17 protein-coding genes and 1 tRNA gene are annotated in these 21,877 nt (G+C 71.9%); 5 read left to right on the forward strand and 13 right to left on the reverse strand.

All coding sequences use genetic code 11. The features are described 5' to 3' along the window. Nucleotides 1-2: 2 nt before the first annotated feature. Both JNK12_04645 and JNK12_04650 read right to left on the reverse strand, forming a co-directional pair. Nucleotides 3-1,787 (reverse strand): ABC transporter ATP-binding protein, encoded by a 1,785-nt coding sequence (locus JNK12_04645; GenBank protein ID MBL8775191.1) that lies wholly within the window; start codon nucleotides 1,785-1,787, stop codon nucleotides 3-5. A 217-nt stretch (nucleotides 1,788-2,004) separates the two neighbouring features. Next, entirely contained in the window at nucleotides 2,005-3,738 is a 1,734-nt protein-coding gene (locus JNK12_04650) for an ABC transporter ATP-binding protein (protein MBL8775192.1), read from the reverse strand. A 165-nt stretch (nucleotides 3,739-3,903) separates the two neighbouring features. Between JNK12_04650 and JNK12_04655 the strand changes: the two genes are divergently transcribed. Further along, complete coding sequence (locus tag JNK12_04655; GenBank protein ID MBL8775193.1) at nucleotides 3,904-5,619, forward strand: glycoside hydrolase family 127 protein; 1,716 nt, start codon at nucleotides 3,904-3,906, stop codon at nucleotides 5,617-5,619. A gap of 10 nt (nucleotides 5,620-5,629) precedes the next feature. Here the strand turns inward: JNK12_04655 and JNK12_04660 are convergent, their stop codons facing one another. The 4 genes from JNK12_04660 to JNK12_04675 form a co-directional block, all read right to left on the reverse strand. Beyond that, nucleotides 5,630-5,965, reverse strand: a complete 336-nt coding sequence (locus tag JNK12_04660; protein MBL8775194.1) for a hypothetical protein — start codon at nucleotides 5,963-5,965, stop codon at nucleotides 5,630-5,632. Nucleotides 5,966-6,014: 49 nt separating this feature from the next. Beyond that, on the reverse strand, nucleotides 6,015-6,827 hold the full coding sequence (locus JNK12_04665) for an SDR family oxidoreductase (GenBank protein MBL8775195.1): 813 nt from the start codon (nucleotides 6,825-6,827) through the stop codon (nucleotides 6,015-6,017). A 72-nt stretch (nucleotides 6,828-6,899) separates the two neighbouring features. Next, on the reverse strand, nucleotides 6,900-8,078 hold the full coding sequence (locus JNK12_04670; GenBank protein MBL8775196.1) for a lipid-transfer protein: 1,179 nt from the start codon (nucleotides 8,076-8,078) through the stop codon (nucleotides 6,900-6,902). Then, a complete protein-coding gene (locus tag JNK12_04675; protein ID MBL8775197.1) occupies nucleotides 8,075-9,562 on the reverse strand; it encodes an OB-fold domain-containing protein in 1,488 nt (495 codons plus the stop codon). Before JNK12_04675 ends, JNK12_04670 begins: the two co-directional genes overlap by 4 nt. 144 nt (nucleotides 9,563-9,706) lie before the next feature. On the opposite strand from JNK12_04675, the gene JNK12_04680 reads away from it, so the two are divergent. Further along, nucleotides 9,707-11,365: a SulP family inorganic anion transporter gene (locus JNK12_04680; GenBank protein ID MBL8775198.1), complete on the forward strand. Its 1,659-nt coding sequence runs from the start codon at nucleotides 9,707-9,709 to the stop codon at nucleotides 11,363-11,365. 118 nt (nucleotides 11,366-11,483) lie between these two features. Beyond that, nucleotides 11,484-13,373, forward strand: coding sequence for an MBL fold metallo-hydrolase (locus JNK12_04685; protein ID MBL8775199.1), 1,890 nt, complete (start codon nucleotides 11,484-11,486; stop codon nucleotides 13,371-13,373). A gap of 82 nt (nucleotides 13,374-13,455) precedes the next feature. Here the strand turns inward: JNK12_04685 and JNK12_04690 are convergent, their stop codons facing one another. Next, nucleotides 13,456-14,157: a hemerythrin domain-containing protein gene (locus tag JNK12_04690; protein ID MBL8775200.1), complete on the reverse strand. Its 702-nt coding sequence runs from the start codon at nucleotides 14,155-14,157 to the stop codon at nucleotides 13,456-13,458. Between the two features lie 60 nt (nucleotides 14,158-14,217). Next, complete coding sequence (locus tag JNK12_04695; protein MBL8775201.1) at nucleotides 14,218-15,789, reverse strand: MFS transporter; 1,572 nt, start codon at nucleotides 15,787-15,789, stop codon at nucleotides 14,218-14,220. A 289-nt stretch (nucleotides 15,790-16,078) separates the two neighbouring features. On the opposite strand from JNK12_04695, the gene JNK12_04700 reads away from it, so the two are divergent. Continuing rightward, the gene (locus tag JNK12_04700) at nucleotides 16,079-18,748 is read left to right on the forward strand and encodes an AAA family ATPase (GenBank protein ID MBL8775202.1); all 2,670 of its coding nucleotides are present in this window, start codon (nucleotides 16,079-16,081) and stop codon (nucleotides 18,746-18,748) included. Nucleotides 18,749-18,867: 119 nt separating this feature from the next. Here the strand turns inward: JNK12_04700 and JNK12_04705 are convergent, their stop codons facing one another. Together JNK12_04705 and JNK12_04710 are read right to left on the reverse strand one after the other, a co-directional pair. Beyond that, on the reverse strand, nucleotides 18,868-19,668 hold the full coding sequence (locus JNK12_04705) for a sigma-70 family RNA polymerase sigma factor (protein MBL8775203.1): 801 nt from the start codon (nucleotides 19,666-19,668) through the stop codon (nucleotides 18,868-18,870). 76 nt (nucleotides 19,669-19,744) lie between these two features. Beyond that, nucleotides 19,745-19,966 (reverse strand): DUF2892 domain-containing protein, encoded by a 222-nt coding sequence (locus JNK12_04710; protein ID MBL8775204.1) that lies wholly within the window; start codon nucleotides 19,964-19,966, stop codon nucleotides 19,745-19,747. A 106-nt stretch (nucleotides 19,967-20,072) separates the two neighbouring features. Between JNK12_04710 and JNK12_04715 the strand changes: the two genes are divergently transcribed. Next, on the forward strand, nucleotides 20,073-20,537 hold the full coding sequence (locus tag JNK12_04715) for a DinB family protein (GenBank protein MBL8775205.1): 465 nt from the start codon (nucleotides 20,073-20,075) through the stop codon (nucleotides 20,535-20,537). Between the two features lie 134 nt (nucleotides 20,538-20,671). On the opposite strand, the gene JNK12_04720 is transcribed toward JNK12_04715, so the two are convergent. From JNK12_04720 to JNK12_04730, 3 genes are all read right to left on the reverse strand, one after another. Continuing rightward, a tRNA-Gly gene (locus JNK12_04720) sits at nucleotides 20,672-20,745 on the reverse strand. Between the two features lie 55 nt (nucleotides 20,746-20,800). Further along, nucleotides 20,801-21,358, reverse strand: coding sequence for an NAD(P)H-dependent oxidoreductase (locus tag JNK12_04725; protein ID MBL8775206.1), 558 nt, complete (start codon nucleotides 21,356-21,358; stop codon nucleotides 20,801-20,803). Nucleotides 21,359-21,388: 30 nt separating this feature from the next. Then, nucleotides 21,389-21,844, reverse strand: a complete 456-nt coding sequence (locus JNK12_04730; protein MBL8775207.1) for a pyridoxamine 5'-phosphate oxidase family protein — start codon at nucleotides 21,842-21,844, stop codon at nucleotides 21,389-21,391. Between the last annotated feature and the right edge of the window lie 33 nt (nucleotides 21,845-21,877).

Here is a 21,877-nt window from a genome sequence, read left to right on the forward strand (position 1 = left end):
CCTCAGGTGATCTCGGCGGCGGCGGCCGCGAACTGGGCCTGGTACAGGTCGTGGTACGCACCGCCGGCGGCGAGGAGGTCCTCGTGGTTGCCCTGCTCGACGATCCGACCGTGCTCCATGACGAGGATGATGTCGGCGTCGCGGATGGTCGACAGGCGGTGGGCGATCACGAAGCTGGTGCGGTTGGATCGGAGTGCGGCCATGGCGTGCTGGATGAGCACCTCGGTGCGGGTGTCGACCGAGCTGGTGGCCTCGTCGAGGATCAAGATGGTGGGGTCGGCGAGGAACGCCCGGGCGATGGTCAGCAGCTGCTTCTCGCCGGTGCTCACGCTGGCGCCCTCGTCCTCGAGCACGGTGTCGTAGCCGTCCGGGAGCGAGTGGACGAACCGGTCGACGTAGGTGGCCTTGGCCGCCTCGATGATCTGCTCGTCGGTGGCGTCGAAGTTGCCGTAGGCGATGTTGTCGCGGATGGTGCCACCGAAGAGCCAGGTGTCCTGGAGCACCATCCCGACGTTGCTGCGCAGCTCGCGGCGGGTCATGCGGGCGGTGTCGTTGCCGTCGAGACGGATCTGCCCGCCGTCGATCTCGTAGAAGCGCATGATCAGGTTCACGAGCGTTGTCTTGCCCGCTCCCGTGGGGCCGACGATGGCGACGGTCTCGCCGGGCTCGGCGGTGAAGGTGAGGTCCTCGATGAGGGGTCGGTCCGGGTCGTAGGAGAAGCGGACGTGGTCGAACTCGACCCGACCACGGGGCTCGGGGTCGACGAGCGGCTCGGGGTCGTCGGGCGACTCCTCCTCGGCGTCGAGCAGCTCGAAGACCCGCTCGGCCGAGGCGATGCCCGACTGCATCACGTTGGCCATCGAGGCCAGCTGGGTCAGCGGCTGGGTGAACTGGCGGGTGTACTGGATGAAGGCCTGGATGTCGCCGATGCTCATGGACCCGCTGGCGACCTTCATGCCGCCCACCACGGCGATGGCCACGTAGTTCAGGTTCCCGAAGAACATCATCGCCGGCTGGATCGTGCCCGAGATGAACTGGGCGCCGAAGCTGGCCTTGAAGAGTTGCTCGTTCTCCTCGTCGAAGCGGCGGCGCACGTCCTCCTGGCGGCCGAGCACCCGGATCAGGGTGTGGCCGGTGAACGCCTCCTCGACCTGGGCGTTCAGGGCGCCGGTGTGACGCCACTGGGCGATGAAGCGCGGCTTCGAGCGCCGGGCGATGACCCGCACCGTCCAGAGCGACAGCGGCACCGTCACGAGCGCGATGAGGGCGAGCTCCCAGGAGATCGTGAACATCATCACCAGCACGCCCACGATGGTGAGGGTGCTGGTCAGCATCTGGCTCAGGGTCTGCTGGAGGCTCTGGGCCACGTTGTCGATGTCGTTGGTGACCCGGCTGAGGAGGTCGCCCCGGGCGTGGCGGTCGACGTAGGAGAGCGGCAGGCGGTGGAGCTTCTCCTCGACGTCGGCGCGCAGCTGGAACATCGTGCGCTGGACGACGCCGGCGAGCACGTAGGACTGGAGGAACGACAGCAGCGCCGAAGCGGCGTAGACCGCGGCGGCGAACAGCAGGGTGCGGTGGAGCTGGGCGTAGTCGATCCCCGTCCCGCCGAACACGCCGGCCACGATGACGTTGGTGGCCCGCCCGAGGATGCGGGGGCCGCTCACCGAGAGGGCCACGCTGGCCAGCGCGAGCACGACCACGAGGAAGGCCCAGAAGCGGTCCGGGCCCATGCGACGCAGCAGCCGGCGGGTGGACGCCGCGAAGTCGGCCGAGCGCTCGACCGGCATGCCGGCGGCCGACCAGCGGCCGGCGGCCCGCGCTTCGCCGATCGGGGGCGTCGTCGCCTGCTGATCGGCTTCGAGCTCGGCCTCGCCCTCGGCGGCGCCCGGCGGGATCGGCCCCGTCACGGTCGCACCGCCCCGGGACGAGGCATTCTCGAGGCAATAGCCCCCGGAAGCCGGGGGCTATTGCCTCGAGTTCGCGGGATCTGGAGTGCGGCGCGGGTCACGCCACCGCCTCCTCGGTGCGCTGGGACTCGATGATCTCGGCGTAGGTGGGGCACGACGCCAGCAGGTCGCGGTGGGTGCCGAGGCCGACGGCCTGACCGTCCTCGAGGACGAGGATCTGGTCGGCGTTGATGATGGTCGAGACCCGCTGGGCCACGATCAGCACGGTGGCGTTCGCGGTGATGGGCGCCAGCGCGGCGCGCAGCCGGGCGTCGGTGGCGAGGTCGAGGGCCGAGAACGAGTCGTCGAAGAGGTAGATCCCGGGCTTGCGCACGATGGCCCGGGCGATGGCGAGGCGCTGGCGCTGGCCGCCCGAGACGTTGGTGCCGCCCTGGCTGATCCGGGCGTCGAGGCCGCCGTCCATGGCCTCGACGAAGTCCCGGGCCTGGGCGACCTCGAGCGCGGCCCACAGCTCGTCGTCGGTGGCGTCGGGGTCGGCCTGACGCAGGTTCGACGCCACCGTGCCCGTGAACAGATAGGGCTTCTGGGGGACGAGGCCGATGCGGCTCCAGAGCAGCTCGAGGTCGAGGTCGCGCACGTCGACCCCGTCGATGGACACCGAGCCGGCGGTGACGTCGAAGAGGCGGGGGACCAGGTTCACGAGGGTCGTCTTGCCCGCGCCGGTGCTGCCGATGATGGCCGTCGTGGTCCCGGGCTCGGCCCGCAGGTCGATGTCGCACAGCACCGGGTGCTCGGCGCCGGGGTAGCAGAAGGCCACCCCGCTGAGCTCGAGGGTGTTGCGCTCGGGCAGGGAGGTGACCGGCTGGGCGGGCTGCGCCACCGACGACTGGGTGTCGAGGACCTCGCCGATGCGCTCGGCACACACGGAGGCGCGCGGGACCATCATGGCCACGAAGGTCGCCATCATCACCGACATCAGGATCTGGATGAGGTAGCTGAGGAATGCGATCAGGGCGCCGATCTGCATGTCGCCGGCGCCGATGCGGTTGCCGCCGAACCACACCGCGGCGATGCTCGAGAGGTTCAGCACGATCATCACGGTCGGGAACATGTAGGCCATGAGCCGGCCGGCCCGGAGGGACGTGAGGGTCAGGTCGTCGTTGGCGAGGGCGAACCGGGCCGACTCCTCGGGCTCGCGGATGAAGGCCCGCACGACCCTGATGCCGGTGATCTGCTCGCGCAGCACCTCGTTCACACGGTCGATGCGGGTCTGCATGGCCTGGAACTGCGGGACCATGCGCACGATCACGTTGCCGACGCCGAGCAGCAGGGCGGGGACGCTGACGAGCAGGAGGAGCGACAGCGGGCCGTCCTCGCGCACGGCCATGATCACGCCGCCGACGACGGTGATCGGCGCGGCGATCAGCATGGTGCAGCACATGACCACCAGGACCTGCACCTGGGTCACGTCGTTGGTGATGCGGGTGATCAGCGACGGGGCACCGAAGCGGCCGACCTCCTGCGCCGAGAACTCGGTGACCCGCTCGAAGAGCCCGCCGCGCACGTCGCGCCCGAAGGCCATGGCCGCCTGCGACCCGAAGTAGGTGGCTCCGATGGCGAAGAAGACCTGCACCGCGGTGACGACGAGCATCACGGCGCCGACCCGCCAGATGTAGCCCGTGTCGCCGGTGACCACGCCGTTGTCGATGATGTCGGCGTTGAGGTTCGGCAGGGTGAGGGTGGCCATGGTGGCCACGATCTGGAGACCGACCACGTACCAGAGGAGCCGGGTGTAGGGGCGCAGGTGCGACCGCAGCAGGCGGCTCAGCATGCGTGCCGCCACCGGGATCGCCGGCGCTGCTGGTGCGCCGCCCGCGCGTGGTGGCGGTCAGGCATCGAGGGTCGAGGCTACCGGTCGCTTGGCGGCGCCTGACCAACCCGGGACGGACCTCGACGGTCGTCTCGGGCCGCGGTCGGGGTCTGGTTGACTGCGGCCGTGGACATCGAGTTGGCGGACGGGTTCTGGGCGCCGCGGCAGGCGCAGCTGCGTGAGCACACGATCGAGGTGGTCCTCGGCCGCCTCGAGGGCCAGGGCGTGGTCGACAACTTCCGCCGCCTGGCCGGCGTGATCGACCCCGGCGCCACGCCCCGCCGGGCCATGCACTTCTGCGACTCCGACCTCTACAAGTGGCTCGAAGCGGCGGTGCTCGCCGGACGCCTCGACCTCGCCGACCCGGTGATCGACCTGATCGAGGCCGTGCAGCAGCCCGACGGCTACGTCCACACCCACTACGGCGTCGAGGGCCTGCCCGCCCGCTACTCCGACCTCGACTTCGGCCACGAGCACTACTGCTTCGGTCACCTCTTCGAGGCGGCCGCCGCTCACCACTCGGCCACCGGCTCCGAGCAGCTGCTCGCGGTGGCGGTGCGCCTCGCCGATCACCTGGTGGCGACCTTCGGCCCCGGCCGGGACGAGCGCACGGATGCCCACCCCGAGGTGGAGCTCGCCCTCTGCCGTCTGGCGGCGGCGACGGGGACCGAGCGCTACGTCGATCACGCCGCCTGGGCCCTCGAGCACCGGCTGGCGGCGGCGGGTTCGTCACTCGACGAGTACTCGTTGTCGGGCCACGCGGTCCGGGCGCTGTACCTCGCCTCGGGGTTCGCCGAGGTGGCGCTGGCGACCGGGGAAGAGCGGTGGTCGCTCGCCGCCCAGCGCCAGTTCGACGCGCTGGTCGAGCGACACGCCTACCCCACGGGTGCGGTCGGCGGCCGCTGGCTGGGCGAGATGGTGGGCCGCCCGTACGAGCAACCCGACGCCGCCTCCTACACCGAGAGCTGCGCGGCGGTGGCCGCCACCCAGTTCTGCGAGCGGGTGTGGCGGCTCACCGGTGACCCGGCGGCTCTCGACCAGGCCGAGGTCCTGCTGTACAACGCCGTGCCGTGCGGCGTGGGCGCCGAGGGCGACACGTGGTTCTACTCCCAGCCCCACGCCGTGGGGGAGGTGGCGCCCGACCTCAACCCGTGGGTCTACGACTTCGACTACGGGATGATGATGCTGGCCGAGTGGTTCCCGGCCCGACGCCACGACTGGTTCCTCGTGCCGTGCTGCCCGCCGAACCTGGCCCGCATGTTCGCGTCGGTCGACCGTCACGTGGCCGAGGTCGACGCCGCCGGCGACCTGCTGGTGCACCTGCCGCTCGCGTGCCGCATCCGGGGCGACGGGTGGGATGTCGAGGTCGGTGGCGGCTACCCGTTCGAGGGCGAGATCACCGTGACCGTGCACACGGCGCCGTCGGACCGTTCGTCGGCGCGCGTGCGCCGCCCGGGGTGGGTCGGCTGGTCGGGCCTGTCGTGCCACGAGCCGATCCCGGCCGACGGGCGGGTCTCCCTGCCCGTCGACTGGCAGTGGTGGACCACCGACCACCGGGTCGAGGGCGCCGCCGGCACCGTCCACCTGCGCCGCGGCCCGGTCGTCCACTGCCTCGAGGGCGTGGACCACGCCGGCGTCGACCTCCGCGACGTCGTGGTCGACCCGGCAGCACCGGTCGCCGACGCCTTCGCCGTCCGTCCGCTGGCGCCGGCGCTCCACTACCCGCTCGGCGTGACCGGGCCCGAGGGCGCGGCGCCGACGCCCGTCGCCGCCCGTCCGGTGCCCTACGCCGACTGGGCCAACCGCGGCGCCACGACCATGCGCCTCCGCTTCCCGACCTGACCCGCTGGTGTCAGGCGTCCGTCGACGGGTCCCGGGAGGGGCAGGCGCCGCCGGCGCGCTTGGCCTGGCGGATGAGGTGGAACCCGTAGGCGGTGCCGGCGAGCCAGGTGATCGTGAGGAGGGTGCCCGCCACCCAGGTGTGGTCGCGGAACACCGCGCCGAGCGAGGTGCCGGCGAGCAGCGCGGTCAGCACGCCGAGCGACAGCGGGAGGTGGCAGGGGCACAACAGGAATGACCACAGCAGCCACCAGAGCCCTCGGCGCTCGAGGGCAGGGGGCGACAGCACGTCGGTGGCGCCCGGCGATGCCTCAGGTGGGGTGGTGCGGCTCTCGATCGTCGTGGGCATGCCCACAGGATACCCCTAGGGGTATAAAGGCGACATCAGCGAGGGCGGGTCAGGAGACGACGATGCCGCCGTCGAGGGCGATGACCTCGCCGACGACGTAGGCGCCGGCGCGCGACGCCAGGAAGATGGCGGTGCCGGCGACGTCCTCGGGGGTGCCGACGCGGCCGCGGGGGACGGTGCCGCCCACGGCGTCCCAGTCGGTGCCCTCCACGTCGCCGCCAGTGCCGACGCCGGTGCTGAGCATCCACGTGGGGAAGGGCCCGGGGGCGATGGCGTTGGCGATGACGTTGCGCTTCACCAGGCGGTTGCCCATCTGGCGGGTGAGGGCGTGGAGCGCAGCCTTCGAGGCGCCGTAGGACCACGTGTCGAACGTGGGCGACCGGATCCCGTCGATGGATCCGATGTTGATGATGCGGGCCGGGTCGTCAGCGGTGGCGCCCTCCTCCAACTTGGACAGCAGGCGCTGGGTGAGGAAGAACACGCCCTTGACGTTGGTGTCCATCACCTTGTCCCAGCCGACCTCGGGGAAGTCCTCGATGCTGGCCCCCCACGAGGCGCCGGCGTTGTTCACCAGCACGTCGATCGAGGGGACGTCGGCGAGCTTCTCCACGAGGGCGTCGATGCCCTCGAGGGTGGAGAGGTCGGCGGGCACGGAGACGCACGTGCCGCCGTAGGTCTCGGCCAGGCGGGCCGCGGTGGCGTCGCACACCTCGGCCTTGCGCGAGCTGATGTAGACGTCGGCGCCGTTGGCGAGGAACCCGGCGGCGATCATCTCGCCGATGCCCCGGGACCCGCCGGTGACGAGGACGGTCTTTCCCGCCACGGAGAACAGGTTCGACGCGGACAGCTCGGGGGTGCTCATGGGGACCTCTTCGGGGTTCGGGCCGGGACGGCCAGCCGAGGATAGGGGAGCGGGTGGCGGTCGGCCCGACCGTCAGGCGCCGCCGAGGAGGAGGGCCGAGGTGGGGACCCCCGTGCCGCCGGTGACGAGCACGTGCTCGACGTCGTCGACCTGGTTGTAGGAGGTGCCCCGCACCTGGCGGACGCCCTCGGCGATGCCGTTCATGCCGTGGAGGTAGCCCTCACCGAGCTGGCCGCCGTGGGTGTTGATGGGCAGCCGCCCGCCGAGCTCGATGTTGCCGTCGGCGATGAAGTCCTTGGCCTCACCCGGTGCGCAGAAGCCGAACTCCTCGAGCTGGGGCAGCACGAAGGGGGTGAAGTGGTCGTAGATGACCGCGGTCTGCACGTCGTCGGGCCCGAGGCCGGACGTCTCCCAGATCTGGCGGGCGCACACCCCCATCTCGGGCAGGCCGGTGATCTCGTCCCGGAAGAACGAGCGCATCATCTGCTGGTCCTCGGCCATGCCCTGGGCGGCACCCTCGATCACGACGGGCGGCTGGCGCAAGTCGCGGGCCCGCTCGAGCGAGGTGACGAGGATGGCCTGGCCGCCGTCGGTCTCCTGGCAGCAGTCGAGCAGGTGGAGGGGCTCGACGATCCAGCGGCTGTTCTGGTGGTCCTCGAGGGTGATGGGCTGCTCGTAGAACCACGCCGCCGGGTTGGTGGCGGCGTGGCGGCGGTCGGCGACCGCGACCCGGCCGAAGTCCTCGGACGTCACGCCGTACTCGTGCATGATGCGCGTGGCGAACATGGCGATCCACGACGCCGGGGTGAGCAGGCCGAACGGCGAGGTCCAGGCGTAGGACGCCTCCTCGGCGGTGTGGCCCGGTGCCCGGTCCTGGACGCCGGTGCCGAAGCGGTGGCCGCTGCGCTCGTTGAAGGCCCGGTAGCAGAGCACGTAGTCGGCTACGCCCTCGTTGACGGCCATGGCCGCCAGCTGCACGGTGCCGCAGGGGGCGCCGCCGCCGAAGTGGATGCGGCTGAAGTGGGTCAGCTCCTTGATGCCGAGGCTGCGCATGACGTCGCTCTCGGGATTGGTCTCCATGGTGAACGTCGACAGGCCGCTGACCTGCTCGGGGGCGACGCCGGCGTCCTCGAGCGCGTTGACGCAGGCCTCGAGGGCGAGGCGCAGCTCGCTGCGGCCCGACCGCTTCGAGAACTCGGTGGCGCCGATCCCGGCGATGGCGGTCTTGCCGGCGTAGGCGTGGGCGCTCATGCGGAGACCTCCTGGGTCGTGGCGGCCGCTTGGTACGAGGAGCCGCCGGGCAGGACGAGCTCGACGGTGCCGGTGACGTGGGCGCCGAGCGAGTTCACCCCCTCGAGGGCGACGGTGACCTCGCCGGTCGTGGGGTCGGCGGACTGCACCGACCCCGAGTAGGTCATGGTGTCGCCGGGGTAGTTCGGGGCGCCGAGGCGCACCCGCAGGGCACGCACGAGGGCGCCCGGTCCGGCCCAGTCGGTGACGTAGCGCTCGGTCAGCCCGAGCGTGGTGTTGATGTTCATGAAGATGTCCTTCGAGCCGGCGTTCACGGCGATGTCGCGGTCGTGGTGGACCTCGGTGAAGTCCCGGGTGGCCAGTGCGCCGGCCACCACCAATGTCGGGGTGACGGGCACGGCGAACAGCGGGAGCACGTCGCCCTCGGTGGCTTCGGTGGCGGTGAGCGTGCCCTTGCGGGGAGCCGGCGTGGCGGGACGGAACTGGGGCAGGGTGATCGAGCCGCGGGCGTCGAGGGCCCCCTCTTCCTGGGCCGGGTGGCTGTCCAGCCAGGTGACCTCGAGGGGCATGCCCACCGCCAGCTGGTCACGGGTGACGCCGACCACGTTGGACACGATCCGGGGGCCTTCCTCCAGCTCGATGAGGCCCACGAAGACCGGATAGCGGAAGCCGTTGACCTGGGGGTACTGCGGCACCGCGAACGAGTAGAGGTGCCCACGACCCGAGGCCACGATCCAGCCCTGGTCGAAGCTGCCGCAGTCGGGGCAGCGGGGAGTCGGCGGACTGTGCAGGGCCTGGCAGCCCTGGCACTGCTGGATGCGCAGCTCGTGGCGGCGGGCGCCGTCCCAGAAGAACTGGTTGTCGAGGTTGATGGCGGGTCGGGGCCGGCGGGCCGGGTCCGGGTCGGGTGCCGGCTTGGCGCCCTCGGCGGGGGCGGCGGCCTGCTTGCCCGTGCCCGGCTTGAACTTGAGGACCCGGAAGAGCAGGTCGCCGACGTGCTCGCCGCCCTCGGTCGAGTAGCGGTGGCGGGTGGTGACGAAGTGACCGATGCCGAGACCGGTGGCCTTCTCCTCGGACACGGCGTCGAGCACCTCGACGTTCGACAGGCGCTCGCCGGGGCGGACGTAGCGCTGCAGCTCGAGCTCGGAGTTCACCGCCACCACGGAGGTGAAGCCGGCGGCCTCGAGGAGAGCGAGGGCGCGGCCCCGGGGGCTCTCGGCGCTGCGCTGGTGCTTGAGGCCGCCTCGGTCCCAGACGTCGAGCATGGCCGGCGGGGCCACGATGCCGCCGAGGGGCGTGCCGGCGGCGAAGCCGTCGTCGAGGTAGAGCGGGTTGTCGTCGCCCATGGCGTCGCACCAGTGGGCGACCATCGCCTCGTTCACGGCGTGGCGGGGCACGGTCGGCGGGCCCTCGCTGCCGACGAGGGCACGCAGGCGGTCGAGCAGGTCGTCGGCCACGGCGGTGTCGGCGGCGGTGTCGGTCATGCGGTCTCCTTCGTCGCACCGCCCACGGTCAGCGATGCACATCCTGTCCGTTCATCATGTCCGCGATGGGAGGCGGACCTCGCGTCCAGGTTCGCCGGACTGCCCGCCTACGCTCGGGTCGATGCGAGGTCGAGGGCGGCGGCAATGAGGTGGCGCGGGCCGTTTCGGGCGCGCACCCTTCGACAGGACGCCACGGCGGGGTTGGTGCTGGGCCTCCAGTCCGTGCCCGACGGGCTCGCGACCGGCCTCCTTGCCGGGCTCAATCCGCTGGCCGGCCTCAACGGCTACCTGGTGGGCACGGCGGCGGGCGCCCTGTTCACCAGCTCGACCTTCATGGCGGTCCAGGGCACCGGGGCGATGGCGATGGTCATCGCCGACGTGCCCGCCATCCGGGACGCGTCCGACCCGGCGCGTGCCCTCGTGACGCTCTCGGTCCTCACCGGCGCCGTGATGATCGCGGCGGGGCTGTTCCGGCTCGGCACCGTCCTGCGCTTCGTGTCCAACGCGGTGATGGTGGGCTTCATCAACGCCGTCGGCGTGAACATCGTGCTCGGGCAGCTGGCCAACCTGACCGGCTACCAGGCCGAGGGCGCGAACCGTCTGATCCGGGCGGTCAACACCGTGCTCCATCCGGGACGTCTCGACGGTTGGAGCCTCGTGACCGGCCTCGCCACCATCGCGCTCATCGTGGTCCTCGAGCGGACCCGTCTCCGGGCGATGGGCCTCGTCGTCGCGGTCGTGGTGACCTCGGCCTTCGCTCAGCTGGCGGGTTGGGACAGCGTGGCCACGCTGGCCGACCTCGGCGTCGTGGCCGACTCCCTCCCGACGCCCGAGCTCCCGCTGCTGCGGATGGTGCCGGCGCTGATCGTGCCGGCGGTCTCCCTCGCGTTCGTGGGCCTGGTGCAGGGGGCGGGGATCTCCGCGAACTTCCCCAACCCCGACGGCAGCTACCCCGAGGCGTCCCGTGACTTCATCGGTCAGGGCGCGGGCAATGTCGCCTCGGGTCTGTTGCAGGGCATGCCCGTCGGTGGCTCCGTGTCGGCCACGTCGCTGAACAAGGTGGCGGGCGCCCGCTCGCGCCAGTCGTTGCTGATCGCCTCGGTGGTGATGGCGGCGGTGATCGTGTTGTTCGGTGACGCCGTCGGCGACGTGGCCATGCCGGCGCTGGCCGGGCTGCTGATCCTGATCGGCTACCGGACCATCAAGCCGGCGGACCTCGAGTCGGTGTGGCGTACCGGGGTCGTGCAGAAGGCGGTTCTCGGCGTCACCTTCGTCCTCACCCTGGTCGTGCCGTTGCAGTACGCCGTCCTCCTCGGCGTCGGGCTCTCGGTGGTGCTCCACGTCGTGCGTCAGTCCAACCAGGTGGCGATCCGCCGGCGGGTCGCCGGCTCCGACGGCTACGTCGTCGAGGTCGACCCTCCCGCCGTGCTGCCGGCGCACGAGGTCGTGGTGCTCCAGCCGTACGGCAGCCTGTTCTTCGCGGCGGCGCCGGTCTTCGAGGGAGCCCTGCCGGCGGTGGGCGACGGGTCGACCGGCTCGGTGGTCATCCTCCGCCTGCGGGGCCGCAGCGACCTGGGGACGTCGTTCATGGACGTCCTCCACCGCTACGCCGAGGCACTGACTTCCGCCGGCAGCCGCCTGATGGTGGTCTCGGCCAACGACCGGATCATCGAGCAGCTGGCCGTCACCGGCATCACCGCGGTGATCGGGGCCGACGCCGTCTACCCGGGTGACGAGCGCGTCGGCGCGACGATCGAACGGGCCTCGGCCGACGCCCAGGCCTGGGTCGACGCGCACCGCTGAGGGGGAGGTGTAGGCAGCGGGTCACAGAGCGCGGGCCCGCGCTACCGTCCCGAACGAGCATCACATGATGGCCCCTGCGACCGGGTGGCCCCGCCGTGCACCCATCCGAGGAGCGACCATGACCGACCCCCAGGCAACCGAGGCGACCCGAGCCGCCATCGCCGAGATGGCGGCGTCGTTGCCGATGCACGACCGTCAGGACTTCGCCGACGCCACCCGGGGCTTCCTCGGCCGGTCCGAGCAGCGCCAGGTCACCGCCGACGACGGCCGGGTCGTGTGGGACCTCGACGCCTACGACTTCCTCCGCAGCGCCGACGCGCCGGACACCGCCAACCCCAGCCTGTGGCGCCAGGGCCAGGTGCTCATCGAGGACGGGCTGTTCGAGGTCGTCCCGGGCATCTACCAGTTGCGCGGCTTCGACCTCTCGGTGATGAGCATCGTCGAGGGGGAGACCGGGGTCATCGTGATCGACCCGCTCATCTCCAGCGAGACCGCGGCGGCCGCGTTCGCCCTGTACACCGAACACCGCGGCGATCGCCCGGTCAAGGCGATGATCTACACCCACTCGCACGTGGACCACTTCGGCGGGGTGAAGGGCATCATCACCGACGAGCAGGTGGCCGCCGGCGAGGTGGCCGTGATCGCCCCCGAAGGGTTCATGCACCACGCCATCGCCGAGAACGTCTTCGCCGGCACCGCCATGCTGCGTCGGGCCGGCTACATGTACGGCGCCGCGCTCGACGTCGGGCCGGCCGGCCAGATCGGCACCGGCCTCGGCCAGACCACCTCGACGGGCACGGTGAGCCTCATCGCGCCAACGGTCGACATCACTCACACCGGCCAGACCGTCACGGTCGACGGCGTCGAGATCGAGTTCCAGCTGACCCCGGGCACCGAGGCGCCGGCGGAGATGAACTTCTTCTTCCCGCAGCACCGGGCGCTGTGCACGGCGGAGAACACCTCGCACACGCTCCACAACGTCCTGACCATCCGCGGAGCGGTGGTGCGCGACGCCCACGCCTGGGCGCACTACCTCACCGAGACCCTGGCCTTGTGGGGCGGCGAGCTCGACGTCGTCTTCGCCTCCCACCACTGGCCGACCTGGGGACGCGAGCAAGGCGTCGAGTTCCTCGCCATGCAACGGGACCTCTACCTCTACCTGCACGACCAGACGCTGCGCATGATCAACCAGGGGTGCACCGGCCCCGAGATCGCAGAGGCGATCAGGATGCCGCCGGCGCTCGAGCAGCAGTGGCACACCCACGGGTACTACGGCTCGGTCAGCCACAACGTGAAGGCCATCTACCAGCGCTACATGGGCTGGTACGACGCCAACCCCGCCAACCTCTGGCCCCATCCGCCCGAGGCGGTGGCCGGCCGCTACGTCCGGGCGATGGGCGGCCGCGACGGTGCCCTCGCCGTTGCGCGACAGGCGTGGGACGAGGGCGACTACCGCTGGTGCGCCGAGGTCGGCAAGCACCTCGTCTTCGCCGACCCCGGTGACGAGGACGCCCGGATGCTGCTCGCCGACGCCCTGGAGCAGCTCGGGTTCGGCGCGGAGAACGGGACGTGGCGCAACGCGTACCTGGCTGGCGCCACCGAGCTGCGGAGCGGCTCGTTCGGCACCCCCGCCACGACGTCACCCGACATGGTGCTGGCCCTGAGCGTGTCGCAGGTCTTCGACAGCGTTGCGGTGCGCATCGACGGGCCTCGCGCCTGGGACGAGCACCTGCGTCTCGCCTGGCGGATCACCGACGAGGACGCCGTCTACCTGACCGAGCTCCGCCACGGCGCCCTGCACCATCGCACCGTGACGGCGGTGCCCGACGGCGTCACCACCTTCACCCTGGCCCGGGTGGCGCTCATCGGGCTGGTCACCGGGACGCTCGACCTCGCGGGCGCCATCGCCGACGGCACCGTGACGGTCGACGGCGACCCCGGCGTGCTGGGTCGCCTCGTCGGCCTGATCGCGCCGGTCGACCCCGACTTCGACATCGTCGTGCCCTGAAGCGGGCGGCGGGCGGCTCCCGGGCGGCGGACGGCGGAGCGCCGCGCCGGCGGTCAGGCGGGGTCACCCGCCTTGGACCGGGTCAGGAGGCGCTGGGCCGGTCGACGAGGGAGGCGAGGTCCGGGGTGCGCGACTCGACGACCGACCACGTGGCGGCGTCGACGCCGTCGTGGATCTGGGCCATAAGGGCGGCGAGGGCCGGCGCGGGCATCGCCGAGGCGATGTTGCGGAGCCGGAGCTCGAGGTGGTCGGGGCTGAGCGCCGACGTGACCCAGGGCTGCAGCTGTGGATCCGCCGGCAGCGAGCTGATGATGGTGCGGAAGAGTGCGGACTGCTCGTCCGTGCTGAAGAGGCCGTCCACCTGGGTGAGCGCGGTGGCTTCTTCGTGCTCGAGGTGCGCCTTCAGCGAATCGCGCATGTCCGCCGTGAGGCCGACCAGCTCGGTGAGGGCGTCCGCTGCCCGGGTGGCGTTGGCCGCCAGGAGTGCGGCGCCGACGGCGTACACCGCGAGCTGCTCGTCGCGGTGCTCCTGCCCGAGGTCGGCCTCGATGGAACCGCCCCGTTCGGCGATGGCGGGGAACATGATCCCGTCCTCCACCTCGGAGTGGGCACGGAGCTCGCGGTCGAAGGCCCAGAAGCGCGTGGCGAAGGCATCGAGGCGGTCGAGGGTGAGCGCCTCGGCGTCTTCGGCGATGCCGGTGACCTCGTGGTCGAGCGCCTCGTGCAGGTCGTACCAGGTCTTCAGCGGGCCGGTGATGCGTCCGGGCTGGTCGGTGTTGGTCATGGGTCGGTCTCCTGTGTCTGGGTTCGGTCGGGGGTCGGGTGTCGGGTGTCGGGGTGCGGCTCAGAGGTCGGCGGACGTGACGTCGACCACCTGCTTCGGTGCCCGGAGGGCCACGAACACTGCGGCGATCAGGAGGATCCCGGCGGCGGTGAGGGTGGCGGCGTGCATGCCGTCGACGAACGCCCGCGACGCGGCGTGGGCGATCTCGACGCCTCGGGCGCCGGCGTGCTGCGGGGCGCTCTCGGCGACGGCGATCGAAGACTCGATGGCGTCGGCGATCTTCGGTGGGATCCCGGTGAGCTCGCCCGCCACGCCCGACGTGTAGCGGCTGGTGACGATGCTCCCGAGCACGGCGATGCCGAGGGCGGTGCCCAGCTCTCGTGAGGTGTCGTTGACCGCAGAGGCCGTGCCCTGCTGCTCCGGTGGCAGCGAGTCGACGATGGCGGTCGTGGCGGGTGTGCTCGACAAGCCGAGGCCGGCGGCGAGCAGCACCAGCCCGGCCACGAAGACGCCGTAGTGCAGCTCGACCTGCAGCCGGGAGAACACCACCATGGCGACGGCCATGAGCACGAGGCCCGCGGCGCCGACCCGGTTCGCACCGAAGCGGGCGGCCACCCGGGGCGCGTTGCGGGCCAGGGGGATCATCACCATGGCGAAGGGAAGCATCGCCACAGCGGCCTTCAGCGCCGAGTACCCGGCGATGAACTGCAGGTACTGCATGGCGACGAAGATGAAGCCGAAGAAGGCGAGGAACTGCACGGTGATCGCGGCGGCGCCCGTACCGAAGCCCCGGCGGGCGAACAGGCGCGGGTCGAGCATCGGGTCGCGCCGTCGCAGCTCCCACAGGACGAAGGCGATGGCAGCGACGGCCCCACCGACCAGTCCGGCGATGATCGAGGGGTCGCTCCAGCCCCGCACGGGTCCTTCGATGATGCCGAAGATCACGCCGGCGACGGCGAGGAACGAGAGCACCGAGCCGACGACGTCGAACGGGATCGGCCGTTCGTCGCGGGTCTCGGGCACGAAGACGATCGCCCCCACCACGGCCACCACCGCCAGCGCCGCGTTGAGCGCGAAGAACGAGCTCCAGTCGAACCACTCGAGCAGCAGGCCGGAGGCGAAGAGGCCCACGACGGCGCCGGCGCCGGCGAGGCCGGCCCAGGCGCCCACCGCCTTGCCCCGCTCCTCGGGAGGGAAGGTCGTGGTCAGCGTCGAGAGCGTGGCGGGCATGACGAGCGCGGCACCGAGCCCCATCCCCGCCCGCAGCCAGATGAGCGTGGACGGGTCGGTGGCGAACGTCGCCGCGCCGGCGAAGGCACCGAACACCACCAGGCCGGCCAGCAGGATGCGGCGCCGGCCGAAGCGGTCGCCGAGCAGGCCGGCGGGGAGCAACAGGCCGGCGAAGAGGATCTCGTAGGCGTCGACGATCCACTGCAGCTGCGACTGGCTCGCCCCGGTGCTCCGTGCGATGTCGGGCATGGCCACGTTCAGTCCGCTGACCGCTGACACCACCATGACGAGGGCCAGACCGACGACGGCCATCACCAGGCGACGCCGGCGGGGGCTCAGGGTGGGCGCGGCGGCGGCCGGTCGGCTCGTCGGTGGCGAGGTGCGTTCGGGGGTCGTCGTCATGGCTTGCGTCCTCCACGGAGTGGCCGATGCGGTCGGTGTCCCCATGGTCGGCGTTTCGCCTTCGGCCCGCCCTAGGGGTGATCCCTAGATCTCCGGTGTGACGGCCGGCCCGGTCCCTAGGGTCCTGCGCCGGTCGGATCGGAGGCAGTTGCCAGCACCTACGCTCCCCTCGAGGTCCGGGACGAGTCGGAGGTGGCAGGTTGAGCCGTGGTGGCAGGTCGCCGGGCGCCGTTGGCCACGTCGCCGGCGCCGTCGCGCACGTCGGCCGCGGGCCGACGTGACCGGACGGGTGCCGTTCGTCGGACGAGCGGTCGAGTCGGAGCGCTTCCTGGCAGCGGCGCGCGATGCCGCGGAGGGCCGCCCGTGGCTGGTGACCATCGAGGGCCCGGCCGGGTCCGGCAAGTCGGCGTTGCTGCGGGCGTGCCTCGACGTGCTCGGCGACGAGTACCTGATCGAGCGGGCCTACGGCGACGACCTGGCGGTGGACGTGCCCATGGCCCTGCTCGGACAGGTCACCCGGGCCACCGACGACGCGCCGTTCGCCGCCGCGTTGCAGCTGATCGATCATCTCGCCGACCTTCAGCAGGGCGGAAAGGTTGCGGTGCTGGCGGTCGAGGACCTCCACTGGGCCGACCGGCCCTCCGTGCAGGCGCTGGTCACGGCGATGCGGCGCCTCGACCACGATCGAGTGCTCGTGGTCGTGACCATCCGAGAGGACTCGGCGCCCCGGGACGAGCGGTGGGGTCGGCTCCGGGCCGATCCCGATCGCTGCCGACCGATCGTCGTCCCACCGTTGACCGGGCAGGAGTGTGCCGAGCTCGCCTCGGCGGCAGGCACGGCCCTCCCACCCGAGGCGGCCGACCGCCTCGCCCGCCACACCGCCGGCAACGCCCTCTACATTCGGACGCTGCTCGACGAGCTCACGCCCTCCCAGCTCACCCGTCCCGGGCCGGACCTGCCGGTCCCGCGCTCTCTGAGCGCCATCATCAACGCGCAGGTGGCCGGGCTGGCGCCCGAGGCCGCTGCGGTGTGCGAGGCGCTGGCGGTCCTCGGGGGGCGTGCGTCGGTCCCCGTCGTGGAGGCGGTCGCCGGTGTGCCCTCTGCCCTCGCCGTGCTCGACGGGAGCGGGGCGAGCTCCCTCGTCGACGTCTCGACCACCCCTGGGCGGACGGCGCTCGCGTTCGTGCACCCGTTGCAGGAGCTGGCGGTGTACGAGGACCTCGCCCCGGGTCGACGCACCGCCCTGCACACGGCGGCCGCGCACGTGCTGCCCGCCGACGAGGCGCTTCGCCACCGTGCCCTCGCCGCGGATCCGGCCGACACGTCCCTCGAGCACGACCTGCTCGTCGCCGCGGAGGCTGCGAGGGCCGCCGGCCACGGTGCCCTTGCCGCGCGCCATTTACTGTGGGCCGGGGAGATCACCTCGTCCCCGGCGACCCGAAGGCGCCGGGCCCTCGAGGCGAGCCTCGCGCTCATCGATGCCGGCGAGCTGAGCGCCGCCCACGATCGGTGCCCGACCTCGGTCGCCGATGACGACCAACAGCTCCACTGCCTCGTGCGGGGCATGCTGGCGGCCGCCTCGGGCGACATGCTCGCCGGGGAGCAGCTGTTGAAGCGGTCCGCCACCGGCGCCGACCCGAGCCTCGCCGCTACCGCGCTGGTCCAGCTCGGGTACCTGTTCACGGCGCTGTCGCAAGGCGTCGACGCGGTGGACGCCGTCGCTCCGGTGGCCTCGCTCGTGGGGGCGGACAGCGAACAGGCCGGCGTCGCCGACGTCCTGCACGCCATCGGCGTCTCGCAGCAGTGGGGGGCCGAGGCCGGCCTGGCGGACCTCGTGGCGCGGTTCCCCGAGGAGCGGCCGCTGGCGCCGAGCCTCGGTGCGCTCGTGGTCGGCACCCGGGGGATGTTCGAGGCCTACGCAGGCCGACAGCGCGCCGCGGTCTCCGACCTGCATGCGTTCATCGAACGCTCACAGCAGGGGCTCCAGACGGTCCACCTGGCTCGAGCGGAGACGCTGCTCGCGTTCGCGCTGCTGGCCCGTGGTGCCTGGGACGAAGCGGCGGTGCATGCACGCACGGCGATCGACCTCGCCGGCGACGAGGGGCTGGCGCTCGTGCTCGCCCAGGCAGAAGCCGTCGCCGCCATGGCCTTGGCGCCGGGGGCCGCGAGCGACAGCGCCTCCGGGTACGTCGAGCGGGCACGGCGGGCCGCTGACGGCGCGGGGACCGCGGAGGCCGACGTCTGGGCCCGGCTCGCTGCGGCGGCCCTGGCCGAAGCCACCTCGCGGCCCGACGAGGTCGTCGCCCTGCTCGAACCCTTGGAAGGTGGTCCTCGCGACGAGGCGGGGCCCGTGTTCGCGACCTTGTGGCTGCCACGCCTCACCGGTGCCTTCCTCGATCTGGGCCGAACGGCGGAGGCCCGCCGGCGCATCGACCTGCTGGCCACGCTGGCTCGACGCCGGAGCGGCGAGCTGACGGTGGTGGTCGCGACGATGGAGGCGCGTCGCACCGCGCTCGACGGCGACGCCGCCGCGGCGCTGGCGGCATTCGAGCGGGCGCAGTCGGCGGTCACGTCCGACACGGCGGTGCTGGAGCGGTTCCACCTGCACCGCCACCACGGCGCGCAGCTGCTGGCCGTCGGCCGCCTCGAGGAGGCCCGCACCCAGCTCCACGCCGCCGAGCGCCTCGTGGCCCCCCTCGGCCCGGGCCCGCTCGTCGAGCACATCCGCGCCGACCTGAACGCCGCCGGCGCCGAGCTGGACCTTCCCACGGACGACCTCGCGGCCGGACTCACCGAGCGCGAGCGAGACGTCGTGGCGCTGGTGCGCCAGGGCTACACGAATCGGGAGGTCGCTGAGACGCTGTTCGTCAGCGTGAAGGCGGTCGAGTACCACATGGGCAACATCTTCTCGAAGCTCGGCATCCGGTCGCGCCGAGAGCTGCGCGCTCCACGCGGGTGATCGCGGGCGAGGGGGTGCACCGGCACGCGTCGGGCAAGTGCCAGGTGCGCTGATGGGCTCGACCCTGATTCCGGCATCGTCGTCCCGTGACGACGGAGCGGCGCCGGCCGGTCCGTCGCTCAGCTGCCGGGTGGAGCGCCGGCGGTGAGCCGGCCGGCCAGCTCCGGGGGAACCACGGTGTCGGGGTCGCGGAGGGTGCCGAGCTCGTCGCACACCCCGACGAGCGAGGCGTACAGGGGCGGGCACGTCGGGCACGCCTCGAGATGACGCTCGAGCAGCGCCGCCACCTCGGGATCGAGGTCACCGTTGAGGTACTCGGACACGTGCTGGCGGGCATCCCAACAGCGCATGGGCACACCTTTCAGGTTCTGGCGGCGTTCCTGGCCGTCGGCGAGCGCGGTGACGAGCATCATCCGCCCCCGCCGCAGGCGCTGCTTCGCCGCCGGCAGGCCGAGCTCGAGCAGCTCGGCGATCTCGGCCACGGTCCAGCCCTCGACGTCGTGGAGCATCACCACGGACCGGTAGATGAACGGGAGCCGGACGAGGCCGTCCTCCAGTTCCTCGCGGGTCTGCGCCCGCTCGGCCACGACGGCGGCGTCGACGGTGTACTCGTCGTCCCGCCAGCGCTGCTCGACGTCCTCGGCGAGCACTTCGCGCCCCGACCGGCGGGCCGAGTCGATGGCCAGGTTGTGGATGATGCGGCGGAGCCAGGACTTCAGCGGGGCATCGCCCCGCCATTGCCCGGCGGAGCGGGAGGCCCGCAGCCACGCGTCCTGGATGAGGTCGGCGGCCCGGTCCGGGTCGCGCGTCAGCGACAGGGCGAACGGGTACAGCTCGACGAGGGCGGCGGCCATCACCTCGTCATCCGGAGCGCCGCCGGTCGGCTCGGTCGCCGTGGCGGGCTCGTTCGACTCGTTCACGGTCGTGAGCCTCGCACGGGCGCGACGGAGGCCGGCACCGGAGGCTGGGTGCCCCGTGGTGCCGGCCCGGTCGGCCTCATGCCTTCGTGGCGGTCTCGTCCGGGTGGTTCGTGCGCAGGTGGAAGACGCTGTAGAGCGGGCAGTACCCGACGGCGCCGGTGAGCAGCGGGATCAGGCCCACCACGGCGAGGATCGTGCCGCCGGTGCCGCCAACGACGCCGAGGCCCACGACCAGCAACACGATGCCGAGCACCACCCGGGCGATCCGATCCCAACCTGCTTCGTTCACGAATGACATGGCCATCTCCTTGGCGTTCCGGCTCCGGTGAGCCGCACAACGGACTGTTCACCCTCCAAGACGAACGAGGCCCGAAAAGGGATACCGGGCGCGTAGCGTCGGGCCCATGGAGCTGACCGGTGACAGCATCGAGTTCTACGTGGGCCACGCGTTCCGGGGGATGGAGGCGGTGCTCGACCGCCTCGACGACGACACGGTGAACCAGCGGCCCAACGGGTGGGGGACCAACAGCGTGGCGGGCCTCGTGGTCCACTGCTGCGAGCTGGCGCCCTCGTGGTTCGAGATGCCCGGCCTCGGTCGCGACAGCGTCCGCGACCGCGACGCCGAGTTCCGCACCCAGGCCACCATCGCCGAGCTGCGCGACCGCATCGCCGCCGCCGTCGAGCGCACGAACGCCCTCATCGCCGAGTTCGTCGCCGGCCCGACCGCCACCGACCACGACTGGCGCGGCTTCATGCCCGGCACCGACCGCACCGACGGCGCCCTGGTCCTGCACGTCCTCGAGGAGCTGTTCCAGCACCTCGGCCACATGGAGGTCACCGCCGACGCCCTCACCCCGCCGGCGGCGTGACCCTCTGCGCGCTGGTGTGATTGGAGCGGGTGACGGGAATCGAACCCGCGTTCTCAGCTTGGGAAGCTGGGTGGAGCGCAGCGACCGGAGAGGGGTCTGCCGAGGCAGAACATCAGCGGCGGTTGCGTTCGCAGTGGAGCGGGTGACGGGAATCGAACCCGCGTTCTCAGCTTGGGAAGCTGATGTTCTGCCTCTGAACTACACCCGCAGAAGGGGTCACTGTACCGCCGGCGGCCGTTCGGGCCGAAGCCGGATCGGCGCCGCTACTCGAGGGGGAGGTCGTCGATGAGGTTGGCGCCGGGGGCGTTGATGCGGTCGGCGGTCTCGACCACGGTCTCGCAGAGACGGGCGACGCGGGCGTCGGTGCGCTCGTCGAGGCCTTCCTTCACGTCGTTCGAGTTGAGGGCGCAGTAGTCGGGCGCCACCCAGGCGCCGAGCGAGCGGGCCATGACCGACATGCCGTTCAAGGTGTTGAGGGCGGCCATGGCCCCGCCGGCGAGGGCGAAGAGGCCGACGACGTCACCCTGGAGGGGCGCCTTGTCGAGGTAGTCGAACAGGTTCTTGAACCCGCCCGTCATGGCGGAGTGGTACTCGGGCGAGACCCACAGGTGGGCGTGGGTCTTCTCGATGCGCTCGCGCCACGCGGTGACCTCGGGAAGGTCCCACGCGACGTTGCCGTCATTGACCGGCAGGGCGACCTGGGTGGGGGTGGCGAAGTCCACCTCCACGCCCAGGCCCGTGCAGATGTTGGCGATGCGCTGGGCCAGGATGAAGCAGGTCGACGACTCCCGCCCGATCGCGGACACGACCATCACTCGCATGACGTTCCCCCCGACCCTCGGCTCGGCGTCCTACTCGACCGTCGAGCGCTTCCACTCGACGCCGAGGGCCTCGAAGGCCTCGTCGCCGTCGCCCGAGTTGTCCACGTAGTGGACCTCGTCGGGGTCGAGCCGGAAGAAGTCGCCGCCACTGAAGACGTCGTCGAGGTAGGAGTAGCGGGCCGCGACCTTGGCGCCGGCCTCGCGCTCCTCGTCGCCGTCGATGTCGGTGACCGAGCCGGTGATCTGGATGCCCTTCGCGGCCTTCCAGTCCTGGCCCTCGTCGGGGGCGTCGCCCACGGCGACCGAGGCCCGGCCGTTGGCCTTGATGTTCTTGTACGACTGCGAGCTCGCGTTCAGCGAGAAGAAGATCGTGGTGCCCTCGGTGGCGTAGAAGACGGGAGCCGCATGCGGCTCGCCGGACGAAGAGGCGGTGGCGAGGGTGAGGAGCTCGTGCGAGGCGAGGAACTCTTCGGCCGACTGAGACATGGTGCTTTCCTCCGACAGGACAGGTGATGAGGC

The organism is Acidimicrobiales bacterium (genome assembly GCA_016794585.1).
GTDB lineage: Bacteria > Actinomycetota > Acidimicrobiia > Acidimicrobiales > DATDAH01 > JAEUJM01.